The organism is Tamaricihabitans halophyticus (assembly GCF_004340875.1).
Taxonomy (GTDB): Bacteria; Actinomycetota; Actinomycetes; order Mycobacteriales; family Pseudonocardiaceae; genus Tamaricihabitans; species Tamaricihabitans halophyticus.
Window position 1 is genome coordinate 309,492 of sequence record NZ_SLXQ01000005.1, and the last position, 14,995, is coordinate 324,486.

The window sequence follows — 14,995 nt, forward strand, 5'->3', positions numbered from 1 at the left end:
CTGCCAAAATATCGCGTTTAGCGGGCTAAACGTGGTACGCGTGGTGCACATGTGGCTTGGGGGACAGCGTTGACGATGCGGGTCGCGGTCGACTTCGGCACGTCGAGCACCTGTGTCGCGGTGTCCGTGCGCGGGCAGGAACCACAGGCGGTGGTGATCGACGGCGCACCGCTGATGTCCTCGGCTGTCTACGCCGCGCCGGACGGCACGCTGTTCGTCGGCCAGGAGGCCGAGCGACAGGCCGCCGTGGACCCCTCGCGTTACGAGCCGAACCCGAAGCGGCGGATCGACGAGGGCGAGCTCCTGCTCGGCGACACCGTGCTGCAGGTAACCGAGGTAGTGCGCGCGGTGCTCCGCCGCGCCGTTGACGAGGCTCGCCGGGTCGCGAACAACGCCGAGGTGGACGTGCTGGTCCTCACCCACCCAGCGGACTGGGGCGCGATCCGCGGGCGGGTGTTGCGTCAGGCCGCCAACGGGCTCGGCAGGGAGATCACACTAGTCCCCGAACCGGTGGCGGCCGCGGTGTTCCACGCCGCGACCTTCGCACCGGCCGATGGCAACGAGCATCGCACGGTCGAGGTCAGCGCACAGCCTGGGGAAACGCTTGCGGTGCTCGACCTCGGGGGTGGGACCGTCGATGTGAGCGTCGTGCGTCGCACCGATCCCCGGCAGGATCCCGCGCACGCCCGCCGCGGCGGTTTCCAGGTGCTGGCGACCAGGGGAGATCCAAGCTTCGGCGGCGCGGATATCGATCAGGCACTGCTGGAGCACGTCGGCGGCACGGTCGCCGAGGCGGACACGGCAGCCTGGCGAGAGCTGGTCGAAGGTAGGGAACTGCCGGATCGGCGGCGTCGGCGGGTACTTCGCCAGGATGTGCGCGGCGCGAAAGAGACGCTGTCCCGGCACGCCTACACCGACGTGCCGATGCCGCCACCGTTTGCCGATGCGCATGTGACCCGCGTGGATCTGGAAGAACTGATCACCGAGCCGCTCTCGCGAGCCGCCGAGCTGACCGTCGCGGCGATCGATGAGGCGGGGCTGCGCCCGAAACAGCTCACCGCGATCTTCCTGGTCGGTGGCTCCAGCCGGATTCCGATGATCGCCCGGTTGCTGCATGCCAGGACCGGGGTCATGCCGACCACCCTCGACCAGCCGGAAACCGTGGTGGCCCGCGGAGCGCTGCGGGCGACGACGGCCGAACCTGATCAGACCGGCGGGGCGCCCGCCGGCGCGCAGGCGCCCCGCCACCCGACGTCTGGGCCACGGCCGGTGCCGCCAGCAGTGGCCGCGACTCAGCAGGTTGGCGGCCCGACACAACAAGTAGGCGCCGGCCCGACGCAACAGGTCGGCCAAGGTCGGCAGACCAATCAGGCGCAGCCGCCGCCGAACAGGCCCGGAGCGCCCGGCCAACCGCAGGCGCACCCCGGGCAACCCCGGCAGGCCCAACCCACCGGACCGCGCCCGCACGGCGGATACCCGGCACCGGGCCGCTCGCCGTATAGCCAACCCGGCCAGGCGGGCGTTTACGCGGCCGATCAACCGACGCAACGGACCAGTCCGGTCGGCAGTCAGGAAAAGGTCGCCGGCAAGGGCAAAGCCAGATCGAAACTGCCCTGGTTGGTAGGCGGCGCGGTTGTCCTGGTCGTCGCGGCGGTTGCCGGGCTGGTGGTGTGGTTGGTCGGTGGAAGCGATGATACGCAGCCCGGCCAGCAGACCGCGGCCCCGGAACTCGCGGAATTCCAGTTCCGGTTCAACTACCCGGAGAGCTGGCGGAAAACGGGCAGCGATGCCGAGCTGCGCAAGGTCGAACTGCGCCCGGCAGAGCCGCAGAGCGATGTGGACGCGCTCGTCGTGCAGGAGTTCCAGCTCAATTACGACGTGTCGGACGCCCGCGCCGAGATCGTCGAGGAGTTGCGCGGCAAGGTCGAGCAGTCCGAGGAGAACTTCCAGAACTTCGACGGGCAGGCACGCTACGTGAATCGCGATGTCGTCTACTACCAACAGCTGCTGGATGGTGGCGGCACGGTCGACTGGTACGTCTTCTTCAACGGTCGGACGCAGGTAAGCGTCGGATGTCAGTACGACGACGGCAGGGAGAAGGCCGTACGGCCGGCCTGTGACAAAGTGGCCAGCACGCTGCGAATCGGCAATCAATCGCGATAACCAAGAATCCGCGAGCTCCACGCCGCGATTTACGCTCGCGAATATAGCTACGTTTGCCTTTGTGATGCGGCGATACCGCATTCGGGTGAAGGAATGCGGTTTCGCAGAAGCGAATCTTCGGTTGCGGGAACCGGTACCTGGCGCCGACGCTGATTCTGTCCAGCTGCGATCTCGGCGAGTTCCTGCTGGTCAGGCGGATCTGTCAACGTCGTGAATGGACTGACGATGGCGGATAGGCGACACTCTTGCGCGTTTACGTAGGCAACTACTTCCGGGATTGCCACGACAGGGCGGAACCATTCGTGGCAAGGTCAACGTCGTAACAGCCGTACGAACCGAGAACGTACGAGCCACTCACCGAATGAAGGGGGCCATACATCATGGCTGGTTTCCAGACAGGAGCTCCGGAACTCCGGACCGCCGCAGGCGAAATGGTCAACACCAACACCGAGCTCCAGGGCACGCTCCGCAACCTGGCCAACGAGGTGCAGGCCGTTTCCGGCATGTGGAAGGGGCAGGCCGAGGCCGCCTTCCAGCAGCTGATGACGCGCTTCCAGGAGGACGCGGCCAAGCTGAACGAGTCGCTGATGAACATCTCCGAGGCGGTCACCGGTTCCGCGGACGCCTACGAGCAGCAGGAAGAGGACGCCGCGCAGAGCGTCTCCGCCATCCAGAACATGCTTGGCTGACGCCTCGCTGGGCCTGCCGTAGCGTAACCAAACTTATCTACAAATCGCAGTAGCGCGAATCTTTGCGAGAGGGGAATAACCCATGAGTAACATCAAGGTTGATTTCGGTGCCCTTGAGGGGCTGAGTGGTGGCATCGACAGCCAGAGCAAGGCGATTCAGGGCCAGCTGGATAACCTGGGGAACCAGATCAAGAAGCTCGAGGGCATCTGGGAAGGTTCGGCGAACGAGGGTTTCCAGGCGCAGAAGACGCAGTGGTTCACCGCTGCGGAGAGCCTGCGGGCCACCCTGGCGAAGATCGCCGTCGCGGTGAAGACCGCCAATGAGAACTACAGCAGCACCGAGGGTGCCAACGCCAAGCGTTTCGGCGGCTGAACCGAGCATTCAGCGAAACCAGTCCCCGGGCGATACTCGCCCGGGGACTTTTATTGTCCGGGCAGTTACCTGGTCTCGAGATGCATTTGCAGTGCTTTGTCGAGCAGGGCGTTCGCCTTCTCATCATCCTTGATCACGGTAAGTTCCGCGCCGGACGGAGTAGTCGGGAAATCGCCGGGTTGGGCGTTTCCTTCCACCTCGTGGGTGATATCGATGTCGAATTTCTTGTCGCCGTCGGTAATAGTGCCGTTGATCTGGGCGAAGGTCACCCGATTGGCCTTAGTGAGATCCACTCGGGCGGACAGCTGACTTTCCAATATCTTCGGCGTGAGTTGATTCTTGATATCGTCCGGAAAGAGGATGACCCGCGAATCGATGAAATTCTCCACCGTGACATTGCTCAGCAGATTCACGCTGCCATCCGGATTGCGGTAACCCATTTTTGTGATGTTCGGGCCACCTTCTTTGGCGGTCAGGCTGATCGAGTCGATCATCTTGCAGAGTCCCATCTTGCCCGGCAGCAGACAGACATCGTTAATGGCGCCGTCGTAGCTGGTGGGCAAGGTCACCCAAGGGGTTGGGGCAAGTTTCCGGTAGTGCTCGCCAAGCAGCAGGTAGTCCCGATTGCTGCCCGCGGGGTGAAAGAGATCCAGATTCGTGCCCTCGCTCACGGCCCCTCGCTTGACCAGGGTGGTCGGCGGGTCGCCGTGATAGAGGTGCGTGTTATCGCTCGTTCGGTGCTGCTCGTTGACCGTCGCGGTCCACTGCTCCCTGGCCCGAGCGCTGCGGTCCTGCCGGATGTAGGTGTGCACATTGCCGATGACCTCGTTGAACCGTTCGATCGCCGCATCGCGCACGCTCTGCTCGTCCAGCACGGGGCCGCCCTCGACGCTGTGCGCGCAGCTGGCGGCGAGTAGACTCACCGCGGCCAGAACGACGGCGATGATGGCGGGGCGGCTGGTTCGCCGCATGCTCATCCTCCGATCTCGTCACCTGAGTGGTGAATACCAGGTATCCACCCGCGAGATCCTAGGAGAAGTGGGTTAACCGGGGGCCGCTTTGACCCGCCATTTGGCGACCGGGTAGATTTACTCGTCGTTGTGCACGCCAGGCTGCTCACTTGCTAGTGGGATCGTCGCGGTTCGCGACCGGCTCGGCCAGCACGCCGCATCCAGACGCATGTGACTATGAGGTAGACCCTTGCCCACGTACAGCCCGAAGCCCGGCGACATCAAGCGCGCCTGGCACGTGATTGATGCTGAGGACGTAGTGCTCGGCCGGCTCGCGACGCACGTCGCGAATCTGCTGCGCGGAAAGCACAAGCCGACCTTCGCGCCGCACGTGGACACTGGTGACTTCGTCATCATCGTCAACGCGGAGAAGGTGGCGCTGACCGGACACAAGCGCGAGCAGAAGCGCGCTTACCGGCACAGTGGTTACCCCGGCGGCCTGCGCAGCAATACGTTTGGCGAGCTGCTTGAGAAGCGCCCCGACCGACTGGTCGAGAAGGTGGTCAAGGGCATGCTCCCGAAGAACAAGCTCGGCCGTGCCCAGGGGCGCAAGCTGAAGGTCTACGCGGGCCCTGAGCACCCCCACGCGGCACAGCAGCCGCAGCCGTTCGAGATCACCAAGATCAGCCAGTGAGCGAGGAACAGTCTGTGACCACCCCCGACATCGACGCCGTCGAGGCGGTTGACGAGGCTCCGGTGCCGCGTGTGGCGCGCAGCACCTCGGAGACTGCGCAGACCGTCGGCCGGCGCAAGGAAGCCGTGGTCCGGGTCCGGATGGTGCCCGGTTCCGGCAATTTCAAGCTGAACGGCAAGACCCTGGAGACCTACTTCCCGAACAAGGTGCACCAGCAGCTGATTCGGGAACCGCTGCTGACCGTCGAGCGGGGTGAGTCCTTCGACGTGGTCGCCAACCTGCGCGGTGGCGGCACCACGGGGCAGGCAGGCGCGCTGCAGTTGGCCATCGCCCGTGCGTTGATCGAACTGGACAGCGATGACCGCCCCGCGCTGAAGAAGGCCGGCTTCCTTACTCGGGACTCCCGGGCGAAGGAGCGGAAGAAGTACGGCCTCAAGAAGGCCCGCAAGGCCCCGCAGTACAGCAAGCGCTGAAGCTGCCGAAACACCTCAACGGGAGCAGTCGTCCGGATCGCGGATGGCTGCTCCCGTTTGCTTTCTCGCACGTCTCTTGTTGATCGGCAGGACGGTGGCCGGCCGCGGCCGTCGCGGAGGAGGTTTTTGTGTCGCGCCTATTCGGCACCGACGGGGTACGCGGGAAGGCTAATGCTGATCTCACCCCCGAATTCGCGCTGCGCGTGGCCGCCTCGGCCGCCAGGGTGCTTGCAGCGGAGGACGGTCGTACGGTCGCGGTGGTCGGGCGCGATCCGAGAGCTAGTGGCGAGATGCTGGAGGCGGCCGTCGTCGCCGGGCTGACCTCGGCGGGCGCTGATGTGTTGCGCGTCGGAGTGTTGCCCACACCCGGGGTGGCTCAGCTGACCGCCGAACTTGGCGGGCACCTCGGGGTGATGATCTCGGCCTCGCACAACCCGATGCCGGACAACGGAATCAAGATCTTCGCCGCGGGCGGCCACAAGCTTCCCGACCAGCGGGAAGACGCCATCGCGGAAGGGCTGGACGCCGAATGGCACCGGCCGACCGGTGGCGGGGTTGGCCGGGTCTATGACGTGCCGGATGCGCTGGACCGCTATGTCGCGCATCTGCGCGCGGCCAGCCCGCATCGACTTGACGGTCTTCGCGTGGTCGTGGATTGTGCCAATGGCGCCGCTTGGGCCGCAGCGCCGCAGGCTTACCGGGAAGCCGGCGCCGAGGTGATCGCGATCAATGCCCTGCCGGACGGCGAGAACATCAATGACGGCTGCGGCTCGACGCATCTGGACGGTTTGCGCGAGGCCGTGCGGGCCGAGCGGGCGGATGTGGGCATCGCGCACGACGGTGACGCCGACCGGTGCCTCGCGGTCACCGCGGATGGCGCCGTCGTAGATGGCGATCAGATCATGGCCGTACTCGCGCTCGCGTTGCACGAAACGGGTGAGCTCGCGGAGAACACGCTGGTCGCCACCGTGATGAGTAATCTCGGGCTGCATCTGGCAATGCGTGAACACGGGGTGGAGCTGCGCACCACCGCGGTGGGTGATCGATATGTGCTCGAAGAGCTGCGTGCCGGCGGATTCACCCTAGGCGGGGAGCAGTCCGGTCATCTGGTGCTGCCCAAGTACGCGACCACCGGTGACGGCTTGCTGACCGCGTTGCTGTTGCTCGGCAGAGTGGCGACCAGCGAGCGGTCGCTGACCGAGCTGGTCGGCGTGATGCGCCGGCTGCCGCAGGTACTGGTGAACGTGTCCGTGGCGGACAAGGCGGCGGTAGCCGCGAACGTCGCGGTGCACGAGGCGGTCGCCGAGGTGGAGGCCGAGCTTGGCGAGACGGGCAGGGTGCTGCTGCGGCCATCGGGCACTGAGCAGCTGGTCAGGGTGATGGTGGAAGCACCGTCCGAGGATGTCGCCCGTGCCGCCGCTGATCGGCTGGTCACCGTCGTCGCATCCGCCAGCTAGCTCGCCCCATATTCCGTTTAGCACCCTAACCGTTGATTACTTGCGCAGGCTAAATATCGCGGTGAGCCCGCTGATCGCGAATGTGAAAGTTACAGTGTGTATCGAGCTGGTCGCGCCCTGAACGTCCGGTTTAGGATGCGGGTTAGCGAACGCAAGTGATCCTCGCGATACGGGCGCGGCTACCCGTGGAACCTGCGACCCTGGTACTCAGTCCAACTGGGCAGTCGCGCTGGGTGATCTTGCGGGGCAGCGCGCAACGACAAGGGGAGGCAGGAAGCGCTATGGCCGGTTACGGCGTCGACGCGGGGCAGGTGCAGCAGGCCGCTGGTCAGTTCGAGAAAGAAGCGGGCACGATCGGCGACCATGCGGGCAAGGTGCAGAGCCCGGGGGTCGGTGCTGGGCAGGTCGGCAGGGCGTTTCAGGAGTTCGCCGGGCAGTACGAAGAAATCTTCAACACGATGAATGCGTCAATCAAGTCGTTCGGTCAGGCAACGACCCAGGTCGCGACCCAGCTCTCGGACGTGTCGAGTAACTACTCGGAGTCCGAGACCACGAATACGCAGACCATGAAAGCGCAGGGGGGCGCCTGATGATGTTCGAGAACTCGTTCCAGCGGTCAATTGCTAAAAATCAAGACGCGATCAGTGACGAGCAAGCCAAAGAGATGCGCAAGCTGCTCAACGACCCGAACGTGTCCGATGAGGACAAGCAGAACATGCTGTACGGGCTGGCCACCGTCGAAAAAATTCCGCAAGATGAGATGTGGAAGCACGCAGAGAAACTCGGCGTTGACTATTTCGACCTGTACCGCGGCGGCGAAGCTCCGCTGGAGAACGTGGCTAATGCGGCGGCATCGCTGGAGTCCGGTAAAAGTGCTCAGCGGCAAGGGGCGGTGAAGGATAGCCAGGGCCGACTGGCCGAGGGCGGGTTCAACAACTCGAACGAGATCATTGACGAGAGCAAGGCTGGCCTGAAGATCTTTGACGATTTTCACCCGCGTTATCTCAAGGCGACGGAGAACGGCGGTGCGGCGCCCCAGGGCAAGGCTGGCGCCAATGGGGGCGGCGGGATCGATCCGGACAGCCTTCGTAAGGTGCTCGACGAGTTGCGGGATATTGATTTCAAGGCTTTCCGCGCGGACGCCGACCAGGTGGAGCAGGCCGCTACGGGTGTCGGCGAGTCGCACAATGTGCTCACCCAGGCATGGGCGAATAACCTCTCCGGTTGGCAGGGTGAGGCTGCTGGGGCCGCTTCGCAGTACAAATCCAAGTTCGACGCCGCTGCATCCACTTTGGATACCGGAATGCGCAAGGTGCCCGGCGCGATCACCGAAGCTGCCGGAACGGTCGAGCAGCAGGTTGTCGACTTGGTGAACGGGATCCTCGAGCAGTACGGCGACGGCACGATGGGCGGAATGGCCACTGCTCAAGTGGATGCCGCCCTGAAGATCCGCGACGAAGCTGGCGGTATCATCTCCGGTCTCGATCAGGTGATCGAGAAACTGAACGACCGGAGTCTTGTAGAGAAGGCTTTCGATTTCGTAACCGATGTGCTCGGGAAGGTTTTCCCCATCGTCGGAATCCTTGGCAAAATCCAGGAGGCGATTGTCAACTTCGGCCTCGATGTCATTACGAATATCACCGAGTCGACGGTCGGGCCGTTTCGGGAGCAGGTGCAGGGCGCGCTGGACAGCGCGAACGAGTCGCTCCGGAAGTTCGTGCAGGACTATGAACAGCGGGCGGGCAACGTCAAGGAATCGGCGAGCACCGCTACGCAGAACATTCAGCAGACGTATGAAACGCTCCAGCGGACGGCTACCGAAGGGTTGAAGGAAAACCCCTTCGACAAACTGGAAACCGCCCCGGCCTTCGAGGACGGTGGTCAAAGTGGCCAGCAGGGCAGCGGTAACAACGGGCAGACGGGTACGGCAGGGTCCGACTCGACCGGCCAGCCCGCTGGAGGTGAACCCAACGCGGGCAAACCTGGTGGTGGGCAGCCAAGCGGGGGTGACCCCTCGACGGGGATGAAACCAGAGGACGCGGCCAAACAAGCGGGTCTTGATCCGGAGGCCGGCCAGCCGGTCGGTGGCACCGATCCCACTGGTGAACAGCCGACCGCCGGTGGCAAGGAATCGGTGAGCATCAAGGACGGCGATCGCACGATCACCATGGAAAGTGCGGGTGGTTCGCCGAAGATGACCCTCACCATCGACGACGGCAGCGGCGAGCCGAAGACCTACGAAATGGACTTCAGCAAGGCGCTCGGTATGGATGAAGGTGAGGCCGCCGCAGGAGCGGGTGACCCGGCAGGCGAGCAGCCAGGACAAGGCGAGCCGGGTCAGGGTCAGCCAGGGCAGGGCCAGCCGGGGCAGAGCCAGCCGGAAGCGGGCGATGCCGGCGCGCCTGGCCCGCCCAGTGATTCGGCGCAGGACCTGGGTGAAGTCATCGCCGGCCAGGTCGGTGAAGACGGCAAGGTCCATATCGAAGATGGGCCGATGACCATCACCGGGGAGATGACCGACGAGGGGTTGAAGGTCACCATCGACGATGGCGAGGGTGAACCGCAGACCTACACCGTGGACACCGAAGGTTCGGCCACGGCTGGGCAACCAGGCACCGCCGAGGCAGCTGCTCCCGTCGCTGGCACCCCGGCCGGCGGCGGTGCCGAAGCGGCCGCCAGCGCGCCGGCTGCTGGCGGCGGGCAGGCCCCCTCAGGCGGGGCTGCCATGCCCGCGGCATCGGCTTCCGCCACGTCCGGCGCTGGTCCGGGTGGTGAATCGGCTGGATCCGGCGATGGAAACGTGTCCGGGCAAACAACCACCCCGCAGGCCGTCGGCGCCCAGCATGGCACGGGCGCGCCAGCGGGTATGTCCGGCGCGGGAGTCGGTCAGGCACCCGGCGCGGGAGCCGGTGAGCCTGGTCAGCAGGGCATGATGCCGGCCGGTACGGGCGGCGGCCAGCACCAGCCGACCGGGGCCGGAGTCGGCGGCGAAGCGACGACGCCCCGATCGGCACCCGAGCAGGGCGGTCCCGGCGTTGCGGAGGCCAGCCAGGGGCAACAGGCAAGTGGAGCCGTCGGCGGCGCGTACGGGTTCGCGGATACCGAGCAGGAATCCGGTCCATGGCGCAGCGTGGCCGAAGCGCTTGGCGCGCAGGAACCGCCCGCGGAGCAGAGAACGCAATGACGAGTCGAATCCCTCGGTTGGGGTGTGTTGAGCGATGATCGTGGTTGATCCGAAGATCAAACAACTGTTCGCGGACCTTCGCGCCCAGTCCAGCGCGCGAATGCAGCAGATCACCCAGCGCGGCAAGGACGCCTCGGCCAAACTGGCTGCCGAGACACAGCAGATCAAGGAAGCCGCCAAGCAGCGTTCGGCCGAACTGTCTCAGCAGGCAAAGGAGGCGGACGAAGCCAAGGACGATCCGGCGGCCAAGAATCCCTGGCTAGCCGCGCGGGATGACCGCCCGCGGCATCTGGCGCTCGGCGGCGAGGAACCCACCACGCCAGCCCAGGCTGCGGGCGACGCGCCGACACCACCATCCGGTGTGCCGCAGCAGGCTCCTGTCGTCCAGCCGCCAGCTCCGGCTCCGCCGCAACCAACCGGGCCGGTTTTCTCCTTCAGCAGCGAAGATGATGACGCGGACGCGGTGGCGGAAGCGCATGCCGATACACCGGCACCACGGCCAACGCCGGGTCCTCGACGCGCGGTGCGGCGACCGGCGAACGATGACGACGACGAGGACTTCTCGAACGAGAGTTGGATGCGTTAACGATTCGGGCTGGTCAGCTCACCGCTGGCCTGTTCGATCGAGGTGCCGCGCACGTCGGTGTCCAGCAGTACCCGGTAATCCGATCGGGCGGTAAGAACGTCCAGGAAGAACGCGGTGAACAGCGCGCGGGTGAGTCGTTGGGTCCGGTATTCGCCCTTGCCCTGCAGGAGTAGCTGACTCCAGTGCATTCCCTCGGTGACGCCGAGGTGGGTGGCCTTGTCGATGGCCCTGACCTGCACGGGGCCGCGCCAGGCCTGCGCGATCGGGTCCGCGTTGCTGACCGCCGGCGCTACCAGGTCCGCACCGTTCACCAGATGCAGTCCTGGCATCGCGCAGCTGCGTGCCGCTTCCACCGCGGATGGCATCGTCTGGGTCGGCGCGATCGTGGCCACACCTTTGACGCGCGCGTCAGCCGCGGCCGCGAGCACCGCCGCGCCGCCGCCAGTGGCGTGCCCCGCCAGTCCTAGCCGCTGCGGGTCCACGCTGATCTCACCCTCGCCGAGCCGGACGTCCACACAGATATCCAGGGCAGTACGCAGGTCGGCGGCGAACAGTCGGTGCGAGGGCAGCGGTCCCCGCTGCGTACCGGGCGCGGCCACGACGATGCCCCAGGACGCGAGGTGGCGTAACAAACCGCGGTACCGGTCGACGGGCTGCAGCCAGCCGTGCCCGAACGCGACGGCGGGCAGACCGAGCCCGCTGCGGGGCGTGTACACCGCGCCGGGTAGGCCGACCAGTGCGAGGTCGCCGCGCCGTACCTGATGTGGTCCGGGGTGGCTGAGTTCGTCGAGCACGTGTTTGGCCTTACGCACCATGCATGAAAGGTAGCCGATCGCACTGTCCGGTCTGGCTCTGGAGCACCGTCCCGGCGTGGCTACCCTGGTCGACGTGTGCGGAATCGTCGGATATGTAGGACATCGCCCCGCGTTGGACGTGGTCATTGGCGGGCTCAGGCGTTTGGAATATCGCGGCTACGACTCGGCGGGGGTGGCCATCGCCAATGGTGGCCGGCTCGCGGTGGAGCGTAAGGCCGGTCGGCTGGCCAACCTGGAGGCGCAGCTGGACATGGTCGGCAGGGATGAGTTCGCCGGCACCTCCGGTATGGGGCATACCCGGTGGGCGACGCATGGCCCGCCGGTGGACCGCAACTCGCATCCGCATCGGGACGGCACCGGCCAGCTCGCCGTGGTGCACAACGGGATCATCGAGAACTTCGCGGCACTACGGGGCGAACTCGAAGCCGCTGGGGTGGAGATGTCCAGTGACACCGATACGGAGACCGCGGCGCATCTGATTGCCCGCGAGTACGCCGAATCGGGCGACCTGCCGGCGAGTGTGCGGGCCGTGGCACGCCGACTGGAGGGCGCGTTCACGTTGGTCGCCACGCATGCCGCTGAACCGGACGTGATCGTCGCGGCCCGGCGGTCCTCCCCGCTGGTCGTCGGCGTGGGCAGTGGCGAGCATTTCGTCGCCTCGGATGTGGCCGCGTTCATCGAGCACACCAGGGAGGCAGTCGAGCTGGGGCAGGACCAGGTGGTGTGCATCGCCAGGGACGGCTACCAGGTGACCGACTTTCACGGTGAACCCGCCGAGGCGAAACCCTTCACGGTGAACTGGGATCTGTCCGCCGCGGAAAAGGGCGGGCACGAATACTTCATGCTGAAGGAGATCGAGGAGCAGCCGGATGCGCTCGCGAACACCCTGCGCGGGCATTTCGCCGACGGACGCGTGCTGCTCGATGAACAGCGCATCTCCGAGCAGGACCTGCGGGATGTGGACAAGGTTTTCGTGGTCGCCTGCGGCTCCGCCTACCACTCGGGGCTCGTCGCCAAGTACGCGATCGAGCACTGGTGTCGACTGCCCGTCGAGGTCGAACTGGCCAGCGAGTTCCGCTATCGCGACCCGGTGCTGGACAGGGACACCCTGGTCGTCGCGGTGTCCCAGTCCGGGGAAACCGCGGACACGCTGGAAGCGATCCGCCACGCACGGGCGCAGAAGGCACGGGTACTCGCGGTGTGCAACACGAACGGCGCGCAGATCCCGCGCGAGTCCGACGCGGTGCTCTACACCCACGCCGGCCCAGAGATCGGCGTAGCGTCAACCAAGGCGTTTCTGGCGCAGATCGCGGCGAACTACCTGGTCGGGTTGGCGCTGGCGCAGGCACGCGGCACCAAGTACCCGGATGAGGTGGCGCGCGAGTTCGAGGAGCTCGAGGCCATTCCAGACGCGGTGCGCCGGGTCCTGTCCACAGTGGCGCAAATGCGCGCGCTGGCGCGGCAGCTGGCGGACGCCAAGGCGGTGCTGTTCCTCGGTCGACACGTCGGGTATCCGGTAGCCCTCGAGGGGGCGCTCAAGCTCAAGGAACTCGCGTATATGCACGCCGAGGGTTTCGCCGCGGGCGAGCTCAAGCACGGCCCGATCGCGCTGATCGAGGAGGGCTTGCCGGTCGTGGTGGTGATGCCCTCGCCCAAGGGGCGGGCCGTACTGCACGCGAAACTGCTTTCGAACATCTCGGAGATTCAGGCGCGCGGGGCGCGCACCATCGTGCTCGCCGAGGAAGGCGATGAGACCGTGCGGCCGTTCGCTGATGATCTGATCGAGCTGCCCACCGTGTCTACCCTGCTGCAGCCGTTGGTCGCTACCGTGCCGCTGCAGGTGTTCTCCGCGGAGATCGCGCGTTCCCGTGGCTATGACGTGGACAAACCGCGCAACCTAGCCAAGTCCGTAACAGTGGAATGACCAGGGAAAATACCGCGTTTAGCGCGCTGACCGTTGAGTACTTGCACATGCTAACTACTCGCGGTTCGCCCGCTAAACATAATTACTTGCGAACGCTAAATACCACGGTGAGCCCGCTGATCGCGAATAGATGATCGTGCAATGAATCGCGGTGAGCCTGCTAATCGCGAGAAAAGTGGAGGTGGTGGGGGTGCGCGGCGCGTGGACGAGCGCACGGGTGCGTGCGGCCGAGGAGCCTGTGCTTGCGGCGACACCGGAGGGTGCGCTGATGCGGCGCGCCGCCTTCGGCGTGGCGGTGCAGGCGGCTGAACTGCTGGCCGAACACACCGGCGCGGTAAGCGGACGTCGCGTCGCGCTACTCGTGGGTGTGGGCAACAACGGCGGCGACGCGCTCTGGGCCGGCGTCTTCCTGCGGCGTCGCGGCGTCGCGGTGACCGCCGTGCTGCTCGATGCGGAGCGCACCCACCCCGCTGGCCTCGGCGCCTTGCGCAGGGCGGGTGGTCGTACGGCGACCGGCACCGTTGCCGCTGCCGCGCTGGAGCACGCCGATGTGGTGCTCGACGGGATCGTCGGGTTAGCCGCCAGGGGCCCGCTTCGCGCCAAGGCCGCTGAGCTGGTCGAACACGTCAGCGCGCCGATACTGGCCGTGGACATGCCCAGCGGTGTGGATCCGGACACCGGCGTGACCAGTGGCCCGCATATCCGTGCTGAGCGAACCGTGACCTTCGGTGCCCGTAAACCAGTGCATCTGCTCAATCCCGCCGTCTGCGGCAGCGTGCACCTGGTGGATCTTGGGCTCGAGCTGGATTCGCCGGATGTGTACGCCCTGGATGCCGTGGATGTCGGGTTGCACTGGCCGGTCCCCGGGCTCGCGGATGACAAGTACACCCAGGGCGTGGCGGGGATCGCGGCCGGTTCGAGTACCTACCCGGGAGCCGCGGTACTTGCCGCCGGGGCGGCGGTGCTCGCCACGGCGGGCATGGTGCGCTACGTGGGTCCTGCCGCCGAGGCGGTGCGGGCCCAGTGGCCGGAGGTGGTCGCCACGGGGTCGGTCGCCGATGCGGGGCGAGTGCAGTCCTGGGTGGCCGGTCCGGGGATCGGCACCGGCTCCGAGGGGCGCGACACGCTGGAGCGAGTGCTCGCCGATGGCGTCCCGGTGTGTGTCGATGCGGACGGCATTAACCTGCTGGCGCGGTCGCCGACGCTGTTCGACGCGCGCGATCCGGCCACTCCGCTGGTGCTGACGCCACATGATCGCGAGTTCGCGCGGTTGGTCGGTGATCCCGGCAGTGATCGGGTGGGCGCGGCGCGCAGGGCGGCGGTAGACCTGCGTAGCGTGGTCCTGTTGAAGGGCAACACGACGATCGTCGCCGCGCCCGATGGGCGAGTGCTGGCGAACGTCGCGAGGGGTTCCTGGTTGGCCACCGCTGGCTCGGGCGACGTGCTTTCCGGACTGGTGGGTGCACTACTGGCGAGCGGGATGGACCCGTGGCTGGCGGCTGGCTGCTCGGCATGGCTGCATTCGTTGGCCGGCGAGCTCGCCGCGCGCGGGGCGCCAACCTCGGCGTCCGGCATCCTTGCCGCGATCCCCGAGGCCCTCCGCGGTATTCGTGTTCAGCAGGCTCACCGCGAATACTGAGCATCTGCAATTAATTGAGTTTAGCGGGCTAACCGTTGATTTCAGAGC

13 protein-coding genes are annotated in these 14,995 nt (G+C 66.2%); 11 read left to right on the forward strand and 2 right to left on the reverse strand.

Going from position 1 to position 14,995, the window contains the following annotated elements; genetic code table 11:
• Positions 1-75: 75 nt before the first annotated feature.
• The 3 genes from EV191_RS15085 to EV191_RS15095 all read left to right on the forward strand — a co-directional run bounded on the left by EV191_RS15085 (position 76) and on the right by EV191_RS15095 (position 3,225).
• Positions 76-2,163 (forward strand): type VII secretion-associated protein, encoded by a 2,088-nt coding sequence (locus tag EV191_RS15085; RefSeq protein WP_207894538.1) that lies wholly within the window; start codon positions 76-78, stop codon positions 2,161-2,163.
• Between the two features lie 380 nt (positions 2,164-2,543).
• The gene (locus tag EV191_RS15090) at positions 2,544-2,852 is read left to right on the forward strand and encodes a WXG100 family type VII secretion target (protein ID WP_132877670.1); all 309 of its coding nucleotides are present in this window, start codon (positions 2,544-2,546) and stop codon (positions 2,850-2,852) included.
• A gap of 82 nt (positions 2,853-2,934) precedes the next feature.
• A complete protein-coding gene (locus tag EV191_RS15095) occupies positions 2,935-3,225 on the forward strand; it encodes a WXG100 family type VII secretion target (protein WP_132877671.1) in 291 nt (96 codons plus the stop codon).
• A 65-nt stretch (positions 3,226-3,290) separates the two neighbouring features.
• Here the strand turns inward: EV191_RS15095 and EV191_RS15100 are convergent, their stop codons facing one another.
• Positions 3,291-4,196 (reverse strand): hypothetical protein, encoded by a 906-nt coding sequence (locus tag EV191_RS15100; protein WP_132877672.1) that lies wholly within the window; start codon positions 4,194-4,196, stop codon positions 3,291-3,293.
• A 229-nt stretch (positions 4,197-4,425) separates the two neighbouring features.
• Here EV191_RS15100 and rplM point away from each other — a divergent pair, with 229 nt between their 5' ends.
• From rplM to EV191_RS15130, 6 genes are all read left to right on the forward strand, one after another.
• The gene (rplM, locus tag EV191_RS15105) at positions 4,426-4,869 is read left to right on the forward strand and encodes a 50S ribosomal protein L13 (RefSeq protein WP_132877673.1); all 444 of its coding nucleotides are present in this window, start codon (positions 4,426-4,428) and stop codon (positions 4,867-4,869) included.
• Positions 4,870-4,898: 29 nt separating this feature from the next.
• Complete coding sequence (gene rpsI / locus EV191_RS15110) at positions 4,899-5,342, forward strand: 30S ribosomal protein S9 (protein WP_424565468.1); 444 nt, start codon at positions 4,899-4,901, stop codon at positions 5,340-5,342.
• A 128-nt stretch (positions 5,343-5,470) separates the two neighbouring features.
• Positions 5,471-6,799 (forward strand): phosphoglucosamine mutase, encoded by a 1,329-nt coding sequence (gene glmM / locus EV191_RS15115; protein WP_132877675.1) that lies wholly within the window; start codon positions 5,471-5,473, stop codon positions 6,797-6,799.
• Between the two features lie 281 nt (positions 6,800-7,080).
• Positions 7,081-7,389, forward strand: a complete 309-nt coding sequence (locus tag EV191_RS15120; RefSeq protein WP_132877676.1) for a hypothetical protein — start codon at positions 7,081-7,083, stop codon at positions 7,387-7,389.
• Positions 7,389-9,983 carry a WXG100 family type VII secretion target gene (locus EV191_RS15125; protein WP_132877677.1) on the forward strand — a complete coding sequence of 865 codons (2,595 nt, stop codon included), beginning with the start codon at positions 7,389-7,391 and terminating at the stop codon, positions 9,981-9,983. The genes EV191_RS15120 and EV191_RS15125 overlap by 1 nt, the downstream gene beginning before the upstream one ends.
• A 34-nt stretch (positions 9,984-10,017) precedes the next feature.
• Positions 10,018-10,569, forward strand: a complete 552-nt coding sequence (locus EV191_RS15130) for a hypothetical protein (RefSeq protein ID WP_132877678.1) — start codon at positions 10,018-10,020, stop codon at positions 10,567-10,569.
• Here the strand turns inward: EV191_RS15130 and EV191_RS15135 are convergent.
• Positions 10,566-11,384 (reverse strand): poly(ethylene terephthalate) hydrolase family protein, encoded by an 819-nt coding sequence (locus EV191_RS15135; RefSeq protein ID WP_132877679.1) that lies wholly within the window; start codon positions 11,382-11,384, stop codon positions 10,566-10,568. The genes EV191_RS15130 and EV191_RS15135 overlap by 4 nt on opposite strands.
• Before the next feature lie 73 nt (positions 11,385-11,457).
• Here EV191_RS15135 and glmS point away from each other — a divergent pair, with 73 nt between their 5' ends.
• Positions 11,458-13,308, forward strand: coding sequence for a glutamine--fructose-6-phosphate transaminase (isomerizing) (glmS, locus tag EV191_RS15140; RefSeq protein ID WP_132877721.1), 1,851 nt, complete (start codon positions 11,458-11,460; stop codon positions 13,306-13,308).
• Positions 13,309-13,498: 190 nt separating this feature from the next.
• Complete coding sequence (locus tag EV191_RS15145; RefSeq protein WP_132877722.1) at positions 13,499-14,947, forward strand: NAD(P)H-hydrate dehydratase; 1,449 nt, start codon at positions 13,499-13,501, stop codon at positions 14,945-14,947.
• The last annotated feature ends 48 nt before the right edge of the window (positions 14,948-14,995 follow it).